General features: G+C 67.4%; 18 protein-coding genes. 8 read left to right on the top strand and 10 right to left on the bottom strand.

The genetic code is table 11. From position 1 onward, the window contains the following. Positions 1–17: 17 nt before the first annotated feature. Positions 18–995, top strand: coding sequence for a Bug family tripartite tricarboxylate transporter substrate binding protein (locus tag AC1DS6_RS10160; protein WP_441628945.1), 978 nt, complete (start codon positions 18–20; stop codon positions 993–995). On the opposite strand, the gene AC1DS6_RS10155 is transcribed toward AC1DS6_RS10160, so the two are convergent. After that, positions 982–1,119 carry a hypothetical protein gene (locus tag AC1DS6_RS10155; protein WP_441628947.1) on the bottom strand — a complete coding sequence of 46 codons (138 nt, stop codon included), beginning with the start codon at positions 1,117–1,119 and terminating at the stop codon, positions 982–984. The two genes, AC1DS6_RS10160 and AC1DS6_RS10155, sit on opposite strands and share 14 nt — an antisense overlap. Positions 1,120–1,148: 29 nt before the next feature. Here AC1DS6_RS10155 and AC1DS6_RS10150 point away from each other — a divergent pair, with 29 nt between their 5' ends. From AC1DS6_RS10150 to AC1DS6_RS10140, 3 genes are all read left to right on the top strand, one after another. Continuing rightward, positions 1,149–2,612, top strand: a complete 1,464-nt coding sequence (locus AC1DS6_RS10150; RefSeq protein ID WP_441628949.1) for a chloride channel protein — start codon at positions 1,149–1,151, stop codon at positions 2,610–2,612. Between the two features lie 128 nt (positions 2,613–2,740). Beyond that, on the top strand, positions 2,741–3,061 hold the full coding sequence (locus tag AC1DS6_RS10145; RefSeq protein WP_441628951.1) for a hypothetical protein: 321 nt from the start codon (positions 2,741–2,743) through the stop codon (positions 3,059–3,061). 95 nt (positions 3,062–3,156) lie between these two features. Further along, complete coding sequence (locus AC1DS6_RS10140) at positions 3,157–3,825, top strand: hypothetical protein (protein WP_441628953.1); 669 nt, start codon at positions 3,157–3,159, stop codon at positions 3,823–3,825. Positions 3,826–3,902: 77 nt separating this feature from the next. Here the strand turns inward: AC1DS6_RS10140 and dapB are convergent, their stop codons facing one another. Further along, on the bottom strand, positions 3,903–4,712 hold the full coding sequence (gene dapB / locus AC1DS6_RS10135; RefSeq protein ID WP_441628955.1) for a 4-hydroxy-tetrahydrodipicolinate reductase: 810 nt from the start codon (positions 4,710–4,712) through the stop codon (positions 3,903–3,905). A gap of 92 nt (positions 4,713–4,804) precedes the next feature. After that, positions 4,805–5,254 (bottom strand): Lrp/AsnC family transcriptional regulator, encoded by a 450-nt coding sequence (locus AC1DS6_RS10130; RefSeq protein WP_441628957.1) that lies wholly within the window; start codon positions 5,252–5,254, stop codon positions 4,805–4,807. Between the two features lie 312 nt (positions 5,255–5,566). Here AC1DS6_RS10130 and AC1DS6_RS10125 point away from each other — a divergent pair, with 312 nt between their 5' ends. The 3 genes from AC1DS6_RS10125 to AC1DS6_RS10115 all read left to right on the top strand — a co-directional run bounded on the left by AC1DS6_RS10125 (position 5,567) and on the right by AC1DS6_RS10115 (position 8,553). Continuing rightward, complete coding sequence (locus AC1DS6_RS10125) at positions 5,567–6,694, top strand: saccharopine dehydrogenase family protein (RefSeq protein WP_441628973.1); 1,128 nt, start codon at positions 5,567–5,569, stop codon at positions 6,692–6,694. Then, complete coding sequence (amaB, locus tag AC1DS6_RS10120) at positions 6,691–8,211, top strand: L-piperidine-6-carboxylate dehydrogenase (protein ID WP_441628959.1); 1,521 nt, start codon at positions 6,691–6,693, stop codon at positions 8,209–8,211. The genes AC1DS6_RS10125 and amaB overlap by 4 nt, the downstream gene beginning before the upstream one ends. A 132-nt stretch (positions 8,212–8,343) precedes the next feature. Beyond that, entirely contained in the window at positions 8,344–8,553 is a 210-nt protein-coding gene (locus AC1DS6_RS10115) for a hypothetical protein (RefSeq protein WP_441628961.1), read from the top strand. A gap of 45 nt (positions 8,554–8,598) precedes the next feature. Here AC1DS6_RS10115 and AC1DS6_RS10110 read toward each other — a convergent pair whose 3' ends face one another. From AC1DS6_RS10110 to hemA, 6 genes are all read right to left on the bottom strand, one after another. Next, positions 8,599–9,198 carry a UbiX family flavin prenyltransferase gene (locus tag AC1DS6_RS10110; RefSeq protein WP_045238842.1) on the bottom strand — a complete coding sequence of 200 codons (600 nt, stop codon included), beginning with the start codon at positions 9,196–9,198 and terminating at the stop codon, positions 8,599–8,601. A 7-nt stretch (positions 9,199–9,205) separates the two neighbouring features. Beyond that, a complete protein-coding gene (grxD, locus tag AC1DS6_RS10105) occupies positions 9,206–9,517 on the bottom strand; it encodes a Grx4 family monothiol glutaredoxin (protein ID WP_035875397.1) in 312 nt (103 codons plus the stop codon). Positions 9,518–9,632: 115 nt separating this feature from the next. After that, positions 9,633–10,556: a peptide chain release factor N(5)-glutamine methyltransferase gene (gene prmC / locus AC1DS6_RS10100; protein WP_441628964.1), complete on the bottom strand. Its 924-nt coding sequence runs from the start codon at positions 10,554–10,556 to the stop codon at positions 9,633–9,635. Between the two features lie 200 nt (positions 10,557–10,756). Then, positions 10,757–11,083 carry a hypothetical protein gene (locus tag AC1DS6_RS10095; protein WP_045238844.1) on the bottom strand — a complete coding sequence of 109 codons (327 nt, stop codon included), beginning with the start codon at positions 11,081–11,083 and terminating at the stop codon, positions 10,757–10,759. A gap of 234 nt (positions 11,084–11,317) precedes the next feature. Next, positions 11,318–12,400, bottom strand: a complete 1,083-nt coding sequence (prfA, locus tag AC1DS6_RS10090; protein WP_441634173.1) for a peptide chain release factor 1 — start codon at positions 12,398–12,400, stop codon at positions 11,318–11,320. Between the two features lie 133 nt (positions 12,401–12,533). Continuing rightward, on the bottom strand, positions 12,534–13,838 hold the full coding sequence (gene hemA / locus AC1DS6_RS10085) for a glutamyl-tRNA reductase (RefSeq protein ID WP_035875423.1): 1,305 nt from the start codon (positions 13,836–13,838) through the stop codon (positions 12,534–12,536). A 263-nt stretch (positions 13,839–14,101) separates the two neighbouring features. On the opposite strand from hemA, the gene AC1DS6_RS10080 reads away from it, so the two are divergent. After that, positions 14,102–14,338, top strand: a complete 237-nt coding sequence (locus tag AC1DS6_RS10080) for a hypothetical protein (protein ID WP_441634171.1) — start codon at positions 14,102–14,104, stop codon at positions 14,336–14,338. A 79-nt stretch (positions 14,339–14,417) separates the two neighbouring features. On the opposite strand, the gene AC1DS6_RS10075 is transcribed toward AC1DS6_RS10080, so the two are convergent. Continuing rightward, complete coding sequence (locus AC1DS6_RS10075; RefSeq protein ID WP_441634169.1) at positions 14,418–15,185, bottom strand: 5'-methylthioadenosine/adenosylhomocysteine nucleosidase; 768 nt, start codon at positions 15,183–15,185, stop codon at positions 14,418–14,420. Between the last annotated feature and the right edge of the window lie 150 nt (positions 15,186–15,335).

Genomic DNA, 15,335 nt, shown 5'->3' with positions numbered 1-15,335 from the left:
AACCAAGGAGACTAGCCATGCAAAGCTGGAAAACCGGATGGCGCGCCTGCGCCGGCGTCGCCATCCTGGCCTGTGCGCAACTGGCCGTGGCCGCCTATCCCGACCGTCCCATCAAGCTGGTGGTGCCCTATACGCCGGGCGGCTCTACCGACCAGTTCGGGCGCGGGCTGGCTGACGGCATGAGCCGCGAGCTGAAACAGACGGTGGTGGTGGAGAACCGTCCCGGCGCCGCCACCATGATCGGCACGCAGAGCGTGGCGCGCGCGCCGGCAGATGGCTACACCATGGTGCTGGCCACCAATGGCAGCATGGTGCTGAACCCGATGCTCTACAAGAAGATCGCCTACGATCCGCCGCGCGATTTCAAGATCTTCAGCATCGGCGCCGAGGTGCCGCTGGTGGTGGTGACCAACAACCAGGTGCCGGCCACCAATATCCGCGAGTTCGCGGCGTATGCCAAGGCCAGCGGCGGCAAGCTCAACTACGCCTCGGTCGGGCTCGGCAACGCGCTGCAGCTGGCCACCGAAATGCTCAAGACCGAACTCGGCATCTCGGTCACTCACGTTCCATACAACGGCAGCGCGCCGGCGCTGTCGGCGCTGCTCGCCAATGACGTGCAGCTGATGGTGGACGTGGTCAGTACCTCGCTGCCGCACATCAAGGGCGGCAAGTTGCGCGCGCTGGCGGTGACCGGCCGCACCCGGCTGGAGGTGCTGCCCAATGTACCGACCGTGGCGGAGAGCGGCTATCCCAACTTCCAGGCCGCCACCTGGTTCGGCCTCGCCGTGCCGGCACAGACCCCGCCCGAGGCCGTGGCAAAGCTGCAGGCCGCGGCCGCGCATGTGCTCAAGGACCCGCAGTTCCGCGCCACCTTCAGCGCACTGGGGCTGGTGATCCAGCAACCGCGCACCCAGGCCGAGATCGATCGCTATATCGAAGCGGACCGCGCGCATTGGGGCAAGGTCATCCGCGCCAACAACATCAGCCTGGACTGAGCGCAGGCGCGCCAGGCGAGCGGCGGCAGCCGTGGCGCAGCGCCATGGCGCGCGCCGGCCGGCTGGCGGCGATCGGCGTATAGTTCTGTCGCGCCGTGATGCATTCGGCCTTCGGGCCAGTCACGGCGTTCTCTTGCCCACGCCCGCCGCGCCATGAACGACTCAGAGCCTGATCCGCACCAAGAGCCCCTTGCCGGTCCCCTGCGCGATCCCAGCGCCGAAACCGATCGCCTGCACGCCCTGCGCCGCCGCGCCCGCCTTGCCGCCGGCCGCAAATCGCGCCAGATGTGGCGCATCTCCCGAACCACCCTGCGCTACGCCGTCTTCATGTGCGGCGCTGGTTGCGTGGCGCTGTTCTCGCTGATATTCGCGTGGATTGCCGAAGTGGCGCTGCGCTGGAATTACCAGCTGACCGCCGGTACGCCGTGGCTGACCTTCGTGCTGCTGCCATTCGGGCTGGCCGCGCTGCGCTGGCTCACCATCCGGCTGGCGCCGCAGGCGCGCGGCAGCGGTATTCCGCAAGTGATCGCGGCGGTCAACCTGCCGCCCTCCGGGCCGGCGCAGACCGTGCTGGTGTCGTTCCGCCAGTCGATGTGGAAAGTGCTGCTGACGACGGGCGGCTTGCTGGCGGGCGCGTCGATCGGGCGGGAGGGCCCCTCGGTGCAGGTGGGCGCCGCCGCCATGCTGGCCTGGGGCCGCTGGTGCCAAGAGCGCCTGCAGTTCCGCATCGGCTTCCACCCCAATGCACTGATCGCCGCCGGCGCCGCCGGCGGCCTGGCCGCGGCCTTCAATACGCCGCTGGCCGGCGTGGTATTCGCCATTGAGGAACTTGGCCGCGGCACCGCCGTGCGCTGGGACCGGCTGGTGCTCTCGGGCGTGCTGACCGCCGGCTTCCTGTCGCTGGCGATCCTGGGCAACAACCCGTATTTCATCGTCAAGACGCCGATCCTTGCGCTGCACGACGCCTGGGGCCCGGTACTGCTGTGCGCGCTGGTCAATGGGGTGCTCGGCGGCCTGTTCGCCAAACTGCTGATCGGCGGCGTGCCGGCGCTGCTGCCGGCACGGCTGCGCGGCTGGCCGGTGGAGCATCCGGTGCTGGTGGCATTCCTGTGCGGCCTGGTGGCGGCGGTGATTGGCTGGTCCACCGGCGGCGCGACCTTCGGTACCGGCTACGAGCAGGCCGCCGGGCTGATCAACGGCGAGCCGCACAGCACGCTGTGGTTCGGCATCGCCAAGCTGGTGGCCACCGTGGTGTCGTATTTCGCGGGCATTCCCGGCGGCATCTTTACGCCCTCGCTGGCGATCGGCTCCGGCATCGGCGCTAATGTGGCGCAGTGGGTCGGCCACATCTTCGGCGGCATGACCGAGCCCCGCGTGCTGGCGTTGGTGTCGATGGCGGCCTTCCTGGCCGCCGCCACCCAGGCACCCATCACGGCCAGCGTGATCGTGATGGAGATGACGCGCTCGCAGGATCTCACGCTCTTCCTGCTGGCCGCTTCGCTGCTGGCTTCCTTCCTCGCGCGCCAGTTCTGCCCGCATCCGTTCTACCACCATGTCGCGCATACCTTCCGCCGCGAAGCGCTGAGCGTCACGCGAAAAGTGGCGCCGGCCACATAAGCCGGGCGAAGCCACGGTTTTGCGGCGCCGCTTTGCCTTAACATGAGCGGCGCGCAGGCCAGGTGCCCGGCTCTGTGTACCGGCGGCACATCAGGACCCGCGCCGGCACGATGAACCGGGGAGCACAGATGGCCACGCAACGACCGCCGGACAGCACCGGCGCCCAACGTCCGCCGAGCGCGCGGCGCCGCCAGCAAGGCGCGCCGGGCGTGCCGCCGCAGAAACCGCCGGGCAAGGAAAGCACCGCCCTGCGCGATCTCGGCCCGGATACGGTGTGGCATACGCGCGGCTTGCACGGCCATACCCGGCGGCGTTCACCGCTGCCGCCATCGGCGCGCTCGCCGCAGCGGCAACTGCCGCCCAGCCGGGTGCCGCGGCTGCTGTTGTGGGGGTTGCTGTTAGTCTTGCTGGCAGTGCTGGCCAACGCCGTGCTGAATATGTCGCATTAACCCCCGGCGGAGTGCCTGCCTTGCCACCTTGTGGGTCCGGCAGGAACCACGCGCGCAGGGGGCGCTCCAATCCGGAGCTTTTCTCAGGAGTCTGGATGAAATACCCCCTCGCCGGGCTGGCCCTTGCCAGCCTGCTGCTGGTTTCGCCCTGGGCGGGCGCCGCGCCCAAGGATGGCGCCGCCGACAAACTGGCGCCGATGCTCGAGAGCCTGGAGATCGGCAGCCCGCTGCCCACGCTGCCCGATTGCGCCGACAAGCGCACCCCCGATGGCCGCGACGTGACCGCCCTGTGCGTCGAAGTGCGCGGCGACGGCGTGATGCGCCAGGTCGGCGTACCGCGCGACAAGCGGCCCGCCTTCATGGACGGCCCGCACGTAGTCGCCTTTGTGGACCGCAACGCCCTGGTCGGGCTGATCGTGCCGACCGATGGCGTGCGCTCCGAAAAGACGGCGGTGGACAGCCTGACCGCGCGTTACGGCAAGCCCTTCCGCTCGGAACAGGTGGAGATGAAGGACAAGGCCGGCCAGCCCGTCAAGAGCACGCATGCCGGCTGGATGAGGAAGCCGCTGACCGTGGAGCTTTACGCCATTCCGGACGATCCCAACAACGGCACCATCGAAATGCTGCTGCCCCAGGCCCGCGTGCTGATGGCCGACCAGGACAAGGCCATGGCGCAACAGCTCAATCCCAATGCCGCTTCGGCAGCGCCGGCGGCGCCGGCGAGCAAGCCGGAGGCGAAGAAGGGGAAGGACGGGAAGTGGTGAGAGGGCGCGCCAGCGCCGCCTGAAGTGCCGGATTGTGCTTGCTCGCCTCTCCTCTCGGGGCGAGAGGCGAGCGAAGCTCAAAGCCCTTCCATCACCTTGTCCAGCCCGCGCACCAGCCCGGTCACCGCGTGCACCTTGCGGATCGCCAGCAGCGCACCGGACACATAAGGCTTGGAGCCATCGCCGGCCTCATGCTTGAGGTGCAGGCGTTGCCCGTCGGCGCCAAAGATCACCTCCACGCCCAGCTGGTACCCAGGCAGCCGCACCGCGTGCACCTGGCTGCCGGACAGGGTCGCGCCGCGGGTTTCCTTCGGGCCCTTGACCTGGTCGACGGGGACCACTTGCGCGGCTTCGCGGACCTGCCCCAGGCGATACGCCAGTTCGCGCACCGTGCCGGAGGGCACATCGATCTTGCCGGCCTTGGCGTAGTCGATGATCTCCCAGTGCTCCAGGTGGCGCGCGGCCATCTCGGCGAACTTCTGCAGCAGCACCACGGTAATGGCGAAGTTGCCGCAGGCCAGCACGCCGCGCCCGGCCTGGCGCGCGGCGGCGTCGATCTCGGCGTAGTCCTCGTCCGACAGCCCCGACGTGCCGACCACCACATGCGCGCCCTTTGCCAGCGCCTGCAGGATGTTGCGCTTGGCGACGTCCGGCTTGGTGTATTCCACATAGACGTCGCAGGCGCCGTCCGCCAGTTCGTCGATGCTGGCCACCGCCACGCCGGGTGTGCCCTTGTGCGCGGTCAGTTCGGCCAAGGTCTGCCCGGCGGCGCCGCGCGACAACCCGGCCACCAGCGTCATATCGTCCGCGTGCGCCACCCCGCGCGCCAGTTCGCCGCCGGCCCAGCCGGTCACGCCGCCCACGGCGACTCGAATGCGATTGCTCATCGTCTTGCTCTCCTGATCTGGATGGTTTTCCGGGATGTCCCGGCTGCCTGCCAAGTTGTGCAGCATAAGCCTTTTGCGCTTTCGCCGCTGTGTCAGCCCGCGGCCCGGCGCCGGTCGATCTTGCGCGCCAGCACGATCGACGTGGTGGTGTGGTTGACGCCGTCCAGCGCGCCGATTTCGTCGAGCAGCTTGTCCAGGCGGGCATGCGTGTCGCAGCGGATCACCGCCATGTAGTCCACGGGGCCACTGACCGAATTGAGTTCCTCGATCTCGGGAAAGCGCTGCAGCGCCCGCACCACGGCCGGCGCGGTCTTTGGCATCACCGACAAGCCGCAGAACGCCAGGATGGCATTGTCTTCCATCTCCTGGCCAAGCCGCACGCCATAGCCGGCGATCACGCCGTCGCGTTCGAGCCGCGCGATCCGGGCCACCACGGTGGTGCGGGCAATGCCGAGCTTGCGCGCGAGATTGGCGGCGTTCTCGCGCGCGTTGGCCTGCAGCAGGGAGAGCAGGTGGCGGTCGGTCTGATCGAGTTCGGTCATGGGCTTGGCGCGGTTCGCGAAGGCAGAAAACAAGTCGGTCTTGACGATTCGACCGATGGTCTCGTCGATTCGTTCGATTGTGAGGCCCTTTCGTCAATCTTGTCCCTTCATTCTGGCTTTGCCCGCAACCATACTTCAAGCACGGACGAAGGCCGATCCACACTTTCCACGAGGGACATCATGACCTGCATCACGCCAACCGGCCATCTGGACCAGACTGGACGAACCACCCAAGCCGCGGTGTCCGCCGCGCAGCCCGCCAACCCGGCCGTTTCCGTTACTCCCGGCACCCCCGCCCGCAATGCCAGGCAGATGCCGATGCGCGTGGTCGTGCTGGGCGCAGGCAAGATCGGCCGCACCATCGCCGTCATGCTGCATGACAGCGGCGACTACCGCGTCACCCTGGTCGACCGCGAACCCGCCCATCTCGAAGGCTTGCCCGAAGGCATCGCCGTGCGCGTCGGCGACCCGGGCCAGGACCAGGATTGCGCCTGCCTGCTGGGCGGCGCGGACGCCGTGCTCAACGCGCTGCCATTCCATGCCGCCGTCGCCGTGGCCACGGTCGCGGTCAGCCTCGGCGTGCACTATTTCGACCTGACCGAAGATGTTGCCGCCACCCACGCCGTCCGCCGGCTGGCCGAAGGCGCGCGCTCCGTGCTGATGCCGCAGTGCGGGCTCGCACCGGGGTTTATCGGCGTGGTCGGCAACGATCTCGCCCAGCGCTTCCTGCGTGGCGGCGGCGAACTGCTCGACCTGAAAATGCGCGTTGGCGCGCTGCCGCGCTACCCGAGCAATGCACTCAAGTACAACCTGACCTGGAGCACGGAAGGGCTGATCAACGAATACTGCAATCCGTGCGAAGCCATCGTCGATGGCCGCCGCGTGGAAGTGCCCGCACTGGAAGGGCTGGAGAGTTTCTCGCTGGACGGCATCGAGTACGAAGCCTTTAATACGTCTGGCGGGCTCGGCACCTTGCCCGAGACACTGGCCGGCCGGGCGCGCGACGTGGACTACAAGTCGATCCGGTATCCGGGGCACTGCGCGGTAATGAAGCTGTTGCTCAACGACCTGCGCCTGCGCGAACGCCGCGACTGGATGCGGGAAATTTTCGAGAGCGCGATTCCCGCCACGCGGCAGGATGTGGTGATCGTGTTCGCCAACGCAACCGGCTATGCGGCAGGCGGCAAGGGCGGGCGTGGCCCGCTGACGCAGGCTTCGTTCTCGGTGCGCATCGGCGGTGCCGATACGGCCGCGGGCCACGTCAATGCGATCCAGCTCACCACGGCGGCCGGCATCTGCACCGCGCTGGACCTGGTTGCCAGCGGCGAACTGCCGCAGGCCGGCTTCGTGCCGCAGGAGGCGATGCCGCTGGACACTTTCCTGGCCAACCGTTTCGGCCGACACTACACCCGTCATCCGCTTCAAGAGGCAATGGTATGAAAGCAAAGGAATTCGCGGCCTGCTGGCAGGCCATCGGGCTGACGGCGCCCTGGCGCGACGGCGAAGGTCCGGCCGGCGCATTGCCGGTGCGCTCGCCCATCGACGGCGAGGCCTTCGGGCATCTGCCCGCATGCACGTTGCCTGATGCCGATGCACGCATCGGGCGCGCCCGTGCGGTGCAGGCAAGCTGGGCGCTGGTGCCCGCGCCGGTGCGGGGCGAAGTCGTGCGGCGCTTTGGCGAAGTCCTGCGCGAGCACAAGAAGCATCTCGGGCAACTGGTCTCGCTCGAAGCCGGCAAGATCCTGCAGGAAGGGCTGGGCGAGGTACAGGAGATGATCGACATCTGCGACTTCGCGGTTGGCCTGTCGCGCCAGCTGCACGGCCTGACCATCGCTTCCGAGCGGCCCCAGCATGCGATGCGCGAGACCTGGCATCCCTATGGCCTGTGCGGCGTCATCTCTGCCTTCAACTTCCCGGTGGCGGTATGGGCCTGGAACGCGGCGCTGGCGCTGGTGTGCGGCAACGGGGTGATCTGGAAACCGTCGGAGAAGACCCCGCTGTGCGCGTTGGCGATGCAAGGCTTGCTGGACGGCGTGCTGGAGATCGCGGCGCCGCAGCACGTTGGCATCGCCACGGTGCTCCCGGGCGGTCAGGCGCTGGGCCAGCATCTGGTCGAGCATGCCGATGTGCGGCTGATCAGCGCGACGGGCTCCACCCGCATGGGCCGCGAAGTGGGCATTGCCTGCGCCGAACGCTTCAAGCGCGCCATCCTGGAGCTAGGCGGCAACAACGCCGCGATCATCGCGCCATCGGCCGACCTTGAACTGGCCATCCGCGCCATGACGTTCTCCGCCGCCGGCACCGCGGGGCAGCGCTGCACTTCGTTGCGCCGCGCCTTCGTGCATGTCGATGTGCTGGAAGCCGTGACGTCGCGGCTGGTCCAGGTGTTCGGCCGCCTGCAGGTGGGCGATCCGCTCGCCGAGTCGACCCTGGTCGGCCCGCTGATCGATGGCGCTGCCGGTGCCGCCATGGCTCGCGCGCTGCTCCGGTGCCGCGAGCACGGCAACACCGTGCACGGCGGCGAGCGCGTGCTGGCGGAGCGTTTCCCCAATGCCGAGTATGTTCGGCCGGCGCTGGTGCTGACCGATCGCCAGCACGAGACGATGCTGACGGAAACCTTCGCGCCGATTCTCTATGTGATGCCCTACACCATGCTGGAGGAGGCCGTCGCGCTGAACAATGCGTCGGAGCATGGCTTGTCGTCTTGCATCTTCACCGAGTCGCTGCGCGAGGCGGAACGCTTCATGTCGGCCGCGGGGAGCGATTGCGGGATCGCCAATGTGAATATCGGGACCAGCGGGGCGGAGATTGGTGGCGCGTTTGGTGGGGAGAAGGCCACCGGTGGGGGGCGGGAATCCGGGTCGGATGCCTGGAAGGGGTATATGCGCAGGGCTACCAATACGGTCAACTATGGCGACGCGTTGCCGTTGGCGCAGGGGGTCAGGTTTGAGATATAGGGTGGTCGCGCGGGTTTTTACCTTCGCCTAAACGTTGCGATTCGTAACAAGGGTTACAGGGCGTTGACCCTGTATTACCAAGCTGGCCCGTATAACGTTCTTGAGGCTACACAAAGCCGCAAGGACGATGAAATGAAGACGTGGATGATGGGAATCGCGGTAGCGGGTGCCGCCATGCTGGGCGGTTGCGCGGTGTACCCGGCTTATCCGGGCTATGGCGGCGAGGTTGCCGTTGCGCCCGCACCGGTCTATGCCGCTCCGGCGGTGGTGGTGAGCCCGGGCTATTACGGTGGATACGGCTACTACGGCGGATACGGCCGCCGTTATCGCTACTGGCGTTGACGGCGGGCACCGCAGGCGCCTGCCGCGCTGCGTTTGCGGGAGGTTTCAGGCCTGGCCGTTGAGTCCGGCCCAGCTCGGCGCCAGTGTCTGCGGTACGTCGATCAGGTCCAGCACGCGGCCAACGGTGTGGTCGACCAGTTCGGCCACGCTCTGCGGCTTCTGGTAGAAGCCGGGGACCGGGGGGAAGATGATGCCGCCCATCTCGGTGACGGCGGTCATATTGCGCAGGTGCGCTAGATTCAGCGGCGTTTCGCGCACCATCAGCACCAGCTTGCGGCGCTCCTTGAGCGTGACGTCGGCGGCGCGGGTGATGAGGTTGTCGGACATGCCGTGGGCTACCGCCGCCAGCGTGCGCATGGAGCAGGGCGCCACCACCATCGCGTGGGCTGCGAAGGAGCCGCTGGCGATGGTCGCGCCGATATCGCGCACGTTGTGGACGACGTGGGCAAACGCTTCCACCTCGGCCTTGCCCATGTCGAGTTCGTGCTGCAGGTTCATCACGCCTGCCGGCGAAATCAGCAGGTGGGTTTCGATGCCGGGCGCGGCACTGAGTATCTGTACCAGGCGGACCCCGTAGACCGCGCCGGTGGCGCCGGTGATCGCGACGACGATGCGCCGCGGCTTGGCGTCACCCGCTGCGGTCATCGCGCGCTCAGGCCTTGAGCAGCGATTGCAGTTCGCCGTTCTGGTACATCTCCATCATGATGTCCGAGCCGCCGACGAATTCGCCGTTCACGTAAAGCTGCGGAATGGTTGGCCAGCTGGCGTATTCCTTGATGCCCTGGCGGATGCCTTCGTCTTCCAGCACATTGACCGTGGTCGGCGCGTCGACGCCGCAGGCCTTCAGGATCTGGATGGCGCGGCCGGAGAAGCCGCACATCGGGAACTGGGCGGTGCCCTTCATGAACAGGACCACCGGGCTGCCCTTGACGATCTGGTCGATCTTTTGCTGCACGTCACTCATGATGTCTCTTTACGGTTGAATGCGGTGCCGGTTCGGGCGCCGCCATCTGGAAATCGGAGGGCGCGTGATGTACGCGCCTGCAAGCGATTGATTTTACCGGAATCGGCCGCTTGCTTCAGGCGCCCGCCCCGGACGCGGGTTGCAGCCGCGCGCCGGTGCAGCGCTCGTGGTCCGCCAGGTCGCGCACGGTGAAGATTTCCGTCATGCCGGCCGCGGCCAGCAGGTCGCGCGCAGCCTGGCCCTGGTCATAGCCATGTTCCATCAGCAGCCAGCCACCCGCATGCAGGCGCGCGCGCGCCCCGGCCACGATGGCGGCCAGGTCGGACAAACCATCGCCGTGATCGGTCAGCGCGTCGATCGGCTCGAAGCGCAGGTCGCCCTGGGCCAGGTGCGGGTCGCCGGCGGCGATATAGGGCGGATTGCTGACAATCAGGTCGAAGCGCAGGCCGCCGGGCAGCCCGGCATACCAGTCGGAGGCGAGAAAGCGCACATTGGCGGCGCCGAGCGCGCGTGCGTTGCCTTCGGCAACCTGCAGGGCGCCGGGCGATATGTCGGTGGCCCAGACTTCGGCGTCGGGACGCTCGCATGCAAGGGTGACTGCCAGCGCGCCCGAGCCGGTGCCCATGTCGAGCACGCGCGGGGATGGCAGCGGGGCCAGCAGCTTCAAGGCGGCTTCCACGGCGATTTCCGTGTCCGGGCGCGGAATCAGCACATCGGGCGTGACGCGGAAGCCGCGCCCGAAGAATTCACGTTCACCCAGCAGGTAGGCCACCGGCTCCCCGGCCAAGCGGCGCCCCAGCAGGGCCGCGATGCTTTCGCGCTGGACGGGGTTCAGCGTTTCGTCATCGCGGGTGATCAACTGCGTGCGGGACAACCCGGTGACGTGGCTCACCAGCAGCCGCGCTTCGAGCGCCGGCAATCCCGCTGCGGCAGCCAACGCCAGGACTTCACGCACAGTGGCCGCTTCAGGCAAGGCGACTGGCGTGGCGGCATGCGGGCCGGCGGCTGCGGAGGAGGCGTTGGACTGGGTGCTGGACATGGGGCGGCGGGGCAGGGCGAGGCGCGCCACGGGGGCGCAAGACGGAAGACCGGAAGCGAAAACGAACAAGGGAAAAGCAAAACCCCGTCGGGAGGCGCCCGGACGGGGTTTGCAGTGTAACGCGCTTGCCTGAGCGGCGGGCACTTTCGGGCCGCCCGCGCGATCGCTGCGGGCAGCGTGAAACGCGTAAGGTGCGGGAATTACTTGTTGACGGTGTCCTTGGCCTTGTCGGCGCTGGCGTTGACGGCGTCCTTGGTAGCTTCCTTGGCCTTTGCCATGGCGTTGTCGGCGTCTTCCTTGGCCTTGTCGGCAGCGGCCGAGACATCGGAAGCGGCACTGTTCGCGGCAGCCTTGGCGGCATCGGCGGCATGGCCGGCGGCGGCTGCGGCATCGCTGGCGGCGGCCTTGGCGGATTCGGCGGCGTTCTGCATGGCGCTTTCGGCGCTCGACGTGGCCGGGGCTTCGTCCTTCTTGCCGCAGGCGGCCATGGCGGCGGTGATCATCAGCAGCGCGAGCAGTTTCTTCATGATTTCGTCCTTTTGTCCGTTTTAGAGTAGCGACACGCCGACCTCTGGATGGCGGCTCGGTCGAAAACGATTATAGACAGCGAAAAATGGCACGCTAGTGCTGTTGCAAGCATTTACAACAGATACAAAGGTTTTCGTTCAGATATCTCGATTTACGCCTCGCGATTCGACTGATTACCCCGGCGATAGTTATTTTTTCGCAATAACGTGGTATTGCCGCGCGTCGATTCGCGATTAATGTCCTTCGCCGAGCGCCGCCAATTGATCGGCCTGGTGTTCCGCGGCCAGCGCGGACAACAGTTCGTCCAGGTCGCCGTCCATGATCATGTCGATCTTGTAGAGCGTCAGGTTGATCCGGTGATCGGTCACCCGCCCCTGCGGGAAGTTGTAGGTGCGGATACGGTCGCTTCTGTCGCCGGTGCCGATCAGGTTGCGCCGGGTAGTGGCTTCTTGCGCCTGGGCAGCGCGCAGCTTCTGGTCCATCAAGCGGGCGGCCAGGACTTTCATGGCCTTGTCCTTGTTGCGGTGCTGGCTGCGGTCGTCCTGGCATTCCACCACGATGCCGGTGGGCAGGTGGGTGAGGCGCACCGCCGAATCGGTCTTGTTGACGTGCTGGCCGCCGGCACCCGAGGCGCGGAAGGTATCGACGCGCAGGTCGGAGGGATTGATCTCGATCTCGCCCACCTCGTCGGCCTCGGGCATCACCGCCACCGTGCAGGCGGACGTATGGATGCGCCCCTGCGCCTCGGTGGCCGGTACGCGCTGCACGCGATGGCCGCCGGATTCGAACTTGAGCCTGGAGAATGCCGCATCGCCGGCGATCCGGATAATCACTTCCTTGTAGCCGCCCAGGTCCGACGGGGATTCGCTCATGACCTCCACCTGCCAGCGCTGGCGCTCGGCGTAGCGCGTGTACATGCGCAGCAGGTTGGCCGCGAACAGCGCGCTTTCCTCGCCGCCCGCGCCGGCACGGATTTCCAGCAGCAGATTGCGGTCATCGTTGGGGTCCTTGGGCAGCAGTAGTTTCTGCAGGCTGCCTGCCAGCGTTTCCAACTGTTCGCGGGCCGCGGTGATTTCATCGGCGGCGAACTCCCTCATCTCGGGATCGTCCAGCAGCGCCTGCGCGGTGGCGAGGTCGTCCTGCGCCTGGCGATACTGCGCATATTGCTCGGCCACCGGAGACAGTTCGGCATGCTCGCGGGTGAGCTTGCGGTACTGGTCGATCTTGGCGGTGGCGTCCTCGCGCGCTAGCAGGGCGTTGACTTCGTCGAGCCGCTCGGCCAGTTGGTCGAGCTTGGTGAGCATGCTGGCTTTCATGGATATCCGGGGACGCGATGAAACGGTGGGTGCGAAATGTTGCTGGGGTGAGGCTGCGTGCGGCGCGGCGGAACGGGCCGGGGCAACGCAAGGCTGGCCACGCGCAGGACACGCGCGGCCGAGGTGAGCGCGGCTAGCGCTCGGAGTGGCTGCTGTGGCGGAACAGGCCGGGCACCAGGCGCAGCAGGGTTTCGCGGTCGTCGCCCTGGGTGTGGTTCAGCGCGTGGGTGGGGCCATGCAGGAATTTGCGGGTCAGCGCGCCGGACAGTGCTTCGAGCACAGCCTCGGGGTCGTCGCCGCGCGCCAGCATCCGGCGCGCGCGCTCCAGCTCGGCCTGGCGCATGGCCTCGCCCTGCGCCTGCAGGTCACGGATGACCGGCACCACGCTGCGGGTTTCCAGCCAGTGCATGAAGTTCTGCACGCGGCTCTCGATGATGGCTTCCGCCTGGGCCACGGCCGCCTGGCGCATGGCGTTGCCCTCGCGCACGATGGCACCGAGGTCGTCCACGGTGTACAGGAAGACGTCATCCAGGCGTGCGACTTCGGGCTCGACGTCGCGCGGCACGGCCAGGTCCACCATCATGATGGGGCGGTGGCGGCGCAGCTTGACCGCGCGTTCCACCGCGCCCAGCCCGATGATGGGCAGGGAACTGGCGGTGCACGACACCACGATGTCGAACTCGTGCAGGCGCGCGCCCAGGTCCGACAGGCGGATCGCCTCGGTGGTCAGGCCCTGGCCGGCAAGCTGCTCGGCGAGCTTCTCGCCGCGCTCGACGGTGCGGTTGGCCACCACGATCTGGCGTGGCGTTTGCGCTGCAAAGTGCGTTGCGCACAGCTCGATCATTTCTCCCGCGCCGATAAACAGCACGCGCTGGGTCGAGACGCTTTCAAAAATCCGCTGGGCCAGCCGTACCGCGGCGGCCGCCATGGACACCGAATGCGCGCCGATCTCGGTCTGGCCGCGGACTTCCTTGGCCACCGCAAAGGTGCGCTGGAACAACTGGTTCAGGTAGGTGCCCAGCGCGCCGGCTTCGCCGGCTGTGCGCACCGCATCCTTCAGCTGGCCCAGGATCTGGGTTTCGCCCAGCACCATCGAATCCAGCCCGCTGGCTACCCGGAACGCGTGGCGTACGGCTTCCGACTGCGGCAGGGAATAGAGGTGGGGCGCGAGTTCTCCGGCCGGCACGTTATGATGCTGCGCCAGCCAGCGCAGCGTGTGCTCGAAGCCTTCCGACCCCGACACCAGCACATCGGTCGCGCAGTAGATCTCGGTGCGGTTGCAAGTGGAGAGGATGGCGGCTTCGGTGCCGTTCCTGCCCGCCAGGTGGGTGCGCAAGGCGCCCAGCGCGGGTTTGATCTGCTCGAGCGGAAACGCCACCCGTTCGCGCAGCGAGACGGGCGCCGTGGTGTGATTGATACCGATCGCGAGCAGTTGCATGGTGGGGAGCATGTCTCTCTGGCCGGGCTCCGGGCAGCGGCTTTGCAGGCTGCAGCGCGGGAGTCAGGTGCAATCCGGGCATGAATTCAAGCGCGGATTCCGGCGCAAAGCGCCGCCGAACCGGGCTACATTATAGCGCCCGGCGCGGATCTTGCCGTGGTACGGATGGGTGAAGGCCGGCATTACCGTATTGTTATGGCCACGCACGGCCTTCAGGGGAGCCGTCGAAGCAAGCCGCCATTTCAGGAATACAGGAGAAAGTGATGTTGGGTACGCTGGTGGTAGGGGTGCTGGTCGGGCTGGCGGCGCGGTGGCTGCACCCGGCGGGCCGGGTCAGCCTGCTGGCGGCGATGCTGTTCGGGGCGTTGGGGGCGCTGGCCGCGTTTTACGGCGGGCAGGGCTTGCACTGGTTTGTTGCCGGGCAGATGGCGGGCTGGTTTGCGGCGATCCTGGGAGCAGGCCTGCTGGTGGGTGTTTGGGGTGTTGCCAGGGGGCGGTAGACGGTGCCCGGATGCCTGGCTCAAAGTGAATGCCGAGTTTAAATACAAGGCATCCGAATCTCAGTTCGAAAACCTCCCCTTACCCGCGCAGTTCCAAAAACCGCCTCAAAACCCCGCTCGAATAGTGGCTGGCCACCTCGGTCAAGAACGCCGGGAAATCCACATGCGCACTATCGTCGGCCCGATCAGATAGCGTGCGCATCACCGCATGCCGCACGCCATACTCATGGCAAACCTGCGCCACCGCGGCGCCTTCCATTTCCACCGCCAGCACGCCGGGCAAGCGCTCGCGCAACTCGGCCGCGGCGGCGGGGGAGCCGATGAACTGGTCGCCGCTGGCGATCATCCCCACATGCAGCCTGGGCGCGCTGACCCCGAAGCGCGCCAGCACGCCGGCCGGGACGGAGGTCGGCAGATCATCCCGCAGGTAGCCTGCCACTGCATCGCGCAGCGCGGCGGTAAGCGCCGGGTCGGTGGGGAATTCAGCGCGATCCAGCAGCGGGACCTCATGCCGGGCAAAAAACGGCCGCGCGTCCAGGTCGTGCTGCAGCGTGCGGTCCGCCACCACCACGTCCCCGACCCGCGTCTCGGCCCCGATGCCGCCGGCCAGGCCGGTGAAGACGATCTCATCCACGCCGAACTCGCGCACCAGGGTGACCGTGGTGGCCGCCGCCGCCACCTTGCCCATGCGCGCGAGCACCAGCACGCAGCGCTGGCCGTAGAGATGGCCAACGTGATAGTCGCGCATGCCGATAGTCCGCACGGTGGCGCGGGCGTCATCGTGGCGCATGGCGGCGATCAGGCCGTCGACTTCATCGTGGATGGCGGCGAGGATACCAAGGGTCATGGCGAGGCGTGGCTGGGTTGGAGAAACGCACAGCATACCGGGCCGGGACAGGGCGGCAAAGCAGCGCTGTTGCATGTTCCCGCTCACGCAAGGAAAGCTGCGCAGAGGCGGCGCCTTTGCTACAGTGCGCTGGCGTATCCATCACATGGG

It is taken from the genome of Cupriavidus sp. 05L310 (assembly GCF_056398185.1).
This window is presented reverse-complemented; position numbering and strand designations above follow the sequence as displayed.

Excerpts from the sequence above, each read along its gene's own strand:
- AC1DS6_RS10160 (WP_441628945.1), top strand. The coding sequence starts at position 18 with ATGCAAAGCTGGAAAACCGGATGGCGCGCCTGCGCCGGCGTCGCCATC.
- AC1DS6_RS10150 (WP_441628949.1), top strand. The coding sequence starts at position 1,149 with ATGAACGACTCAGAGCCTGATCCGCACCAAGAGCCCCTTGCCGGTCCC.
- AC1DS6_RS10145 (WP_441628951.1), top strand. The coding sequence starts at position 2,741 with ATGGCCACGCAACGACCGCCGGACAGCACCGGCGCCCAACGTCCGCCG.
- AC1DS6_RS10140 (WP_441628953.1), top strand. The coding sequence starts at position 3,157 with ATGAAATACCCCCTCGCCGGGCTGGCCCTTGCCAGCCTGCTGCTGGTT.
- dapB (WP_441628955.1), bottom strand. The coding sequence starts at position 4,712 with ATGAGCAATCGCATTCGAGTCGCCGTGGGCGGCGTGACCGGCTGGGCC.
- AC1DS6_RS10130 (WP_441628957.1), bottom strand. The coding sequence starts at position 5,254 with ATGACCGAACTCGATCAGACCGACCGCCACCTGCTCTCCCTGCTGCAG.
- AC1DS6_RS10125 (WP_441628973.1), top strand. The coding sequence starts at position 5,567 with ATGCCGATGCGCGTGGTCGTGCTGGGCGCAGGCAAGATCGGCCGCACC.
- amaB (WP_441628959.1), top strand. The coding sequence starts at position 6,691 with ATGAAAGCAAAGGAATTCGCGGCCTGCTGGCAGGCCATCGGGCTGACG.
- AC1DS6_RS10115 (WP_441628961.1), top strand. The coding sequence starts at position 8,344 with ATGAAGACGTGGATGATGGGAATCGCGGTAGCGGGTGCCGCCATGCTG.
- AC1DS6_RS10110 (WP_045238842.1), bottom strand. The coding sequence starts at position 9,198 with ATGACCGCAGCGGGTGACGCCAAGCCGCGGCGCATCGTCGTCGCGATC.
- grxD (WP_035875397.1), bottom strand. The coding sequence starts at position 9,517 with ATGAGTGACGTGCAGCAAAAGATCGACCAGATCGTCAAGGGCAGCCCG.
- prmC (WP_441628964.1), bottom strand. The coding sequence starts at position 10,556 with ATGTCCAGCACCCAGTCCAACGCCTCCTCCGCAGCCGCCGGCCCGCAT.
- AC1DS6_RS10095 (WP_045238844.1), bottom strand. The coding sequence starts at position 11,083 with ATGAAGAAACTGCTCGCGCTGCTGATGATCACCGCCGCCATGGCCGCC.
- prfA (WP_441634173.1), bottom strand. The coding sequence starts at position 12,400 with ATGAAAGCCAGCATGCTCACCAAGCTCGACCAACTGGCCGAGCGGCTC.
- hemA (WP_035875423.1), bottom strand. The coding sequence starts at position 13,838 with ATGCAACTGCTCGCGATCGGTATCAATCACACCACGGCGCCCGTCTCG.
- AC1DS6_RS10080 (WP_441634171.1), top strand. The coding sequence starts at position 14,102 with ATGTTGGGTACGCTGGTGGTAGGGGTGCTGGTCGGGCTGGCGGCGCGG.
- AC1DS6_RS10075 (WP_441634169.1), bottom strand. The coding sequence starts at position 15,185 with ATGACCCTTGGTATCCTCGCCGCCATCCACGATGAAGTCGACGGCCTG.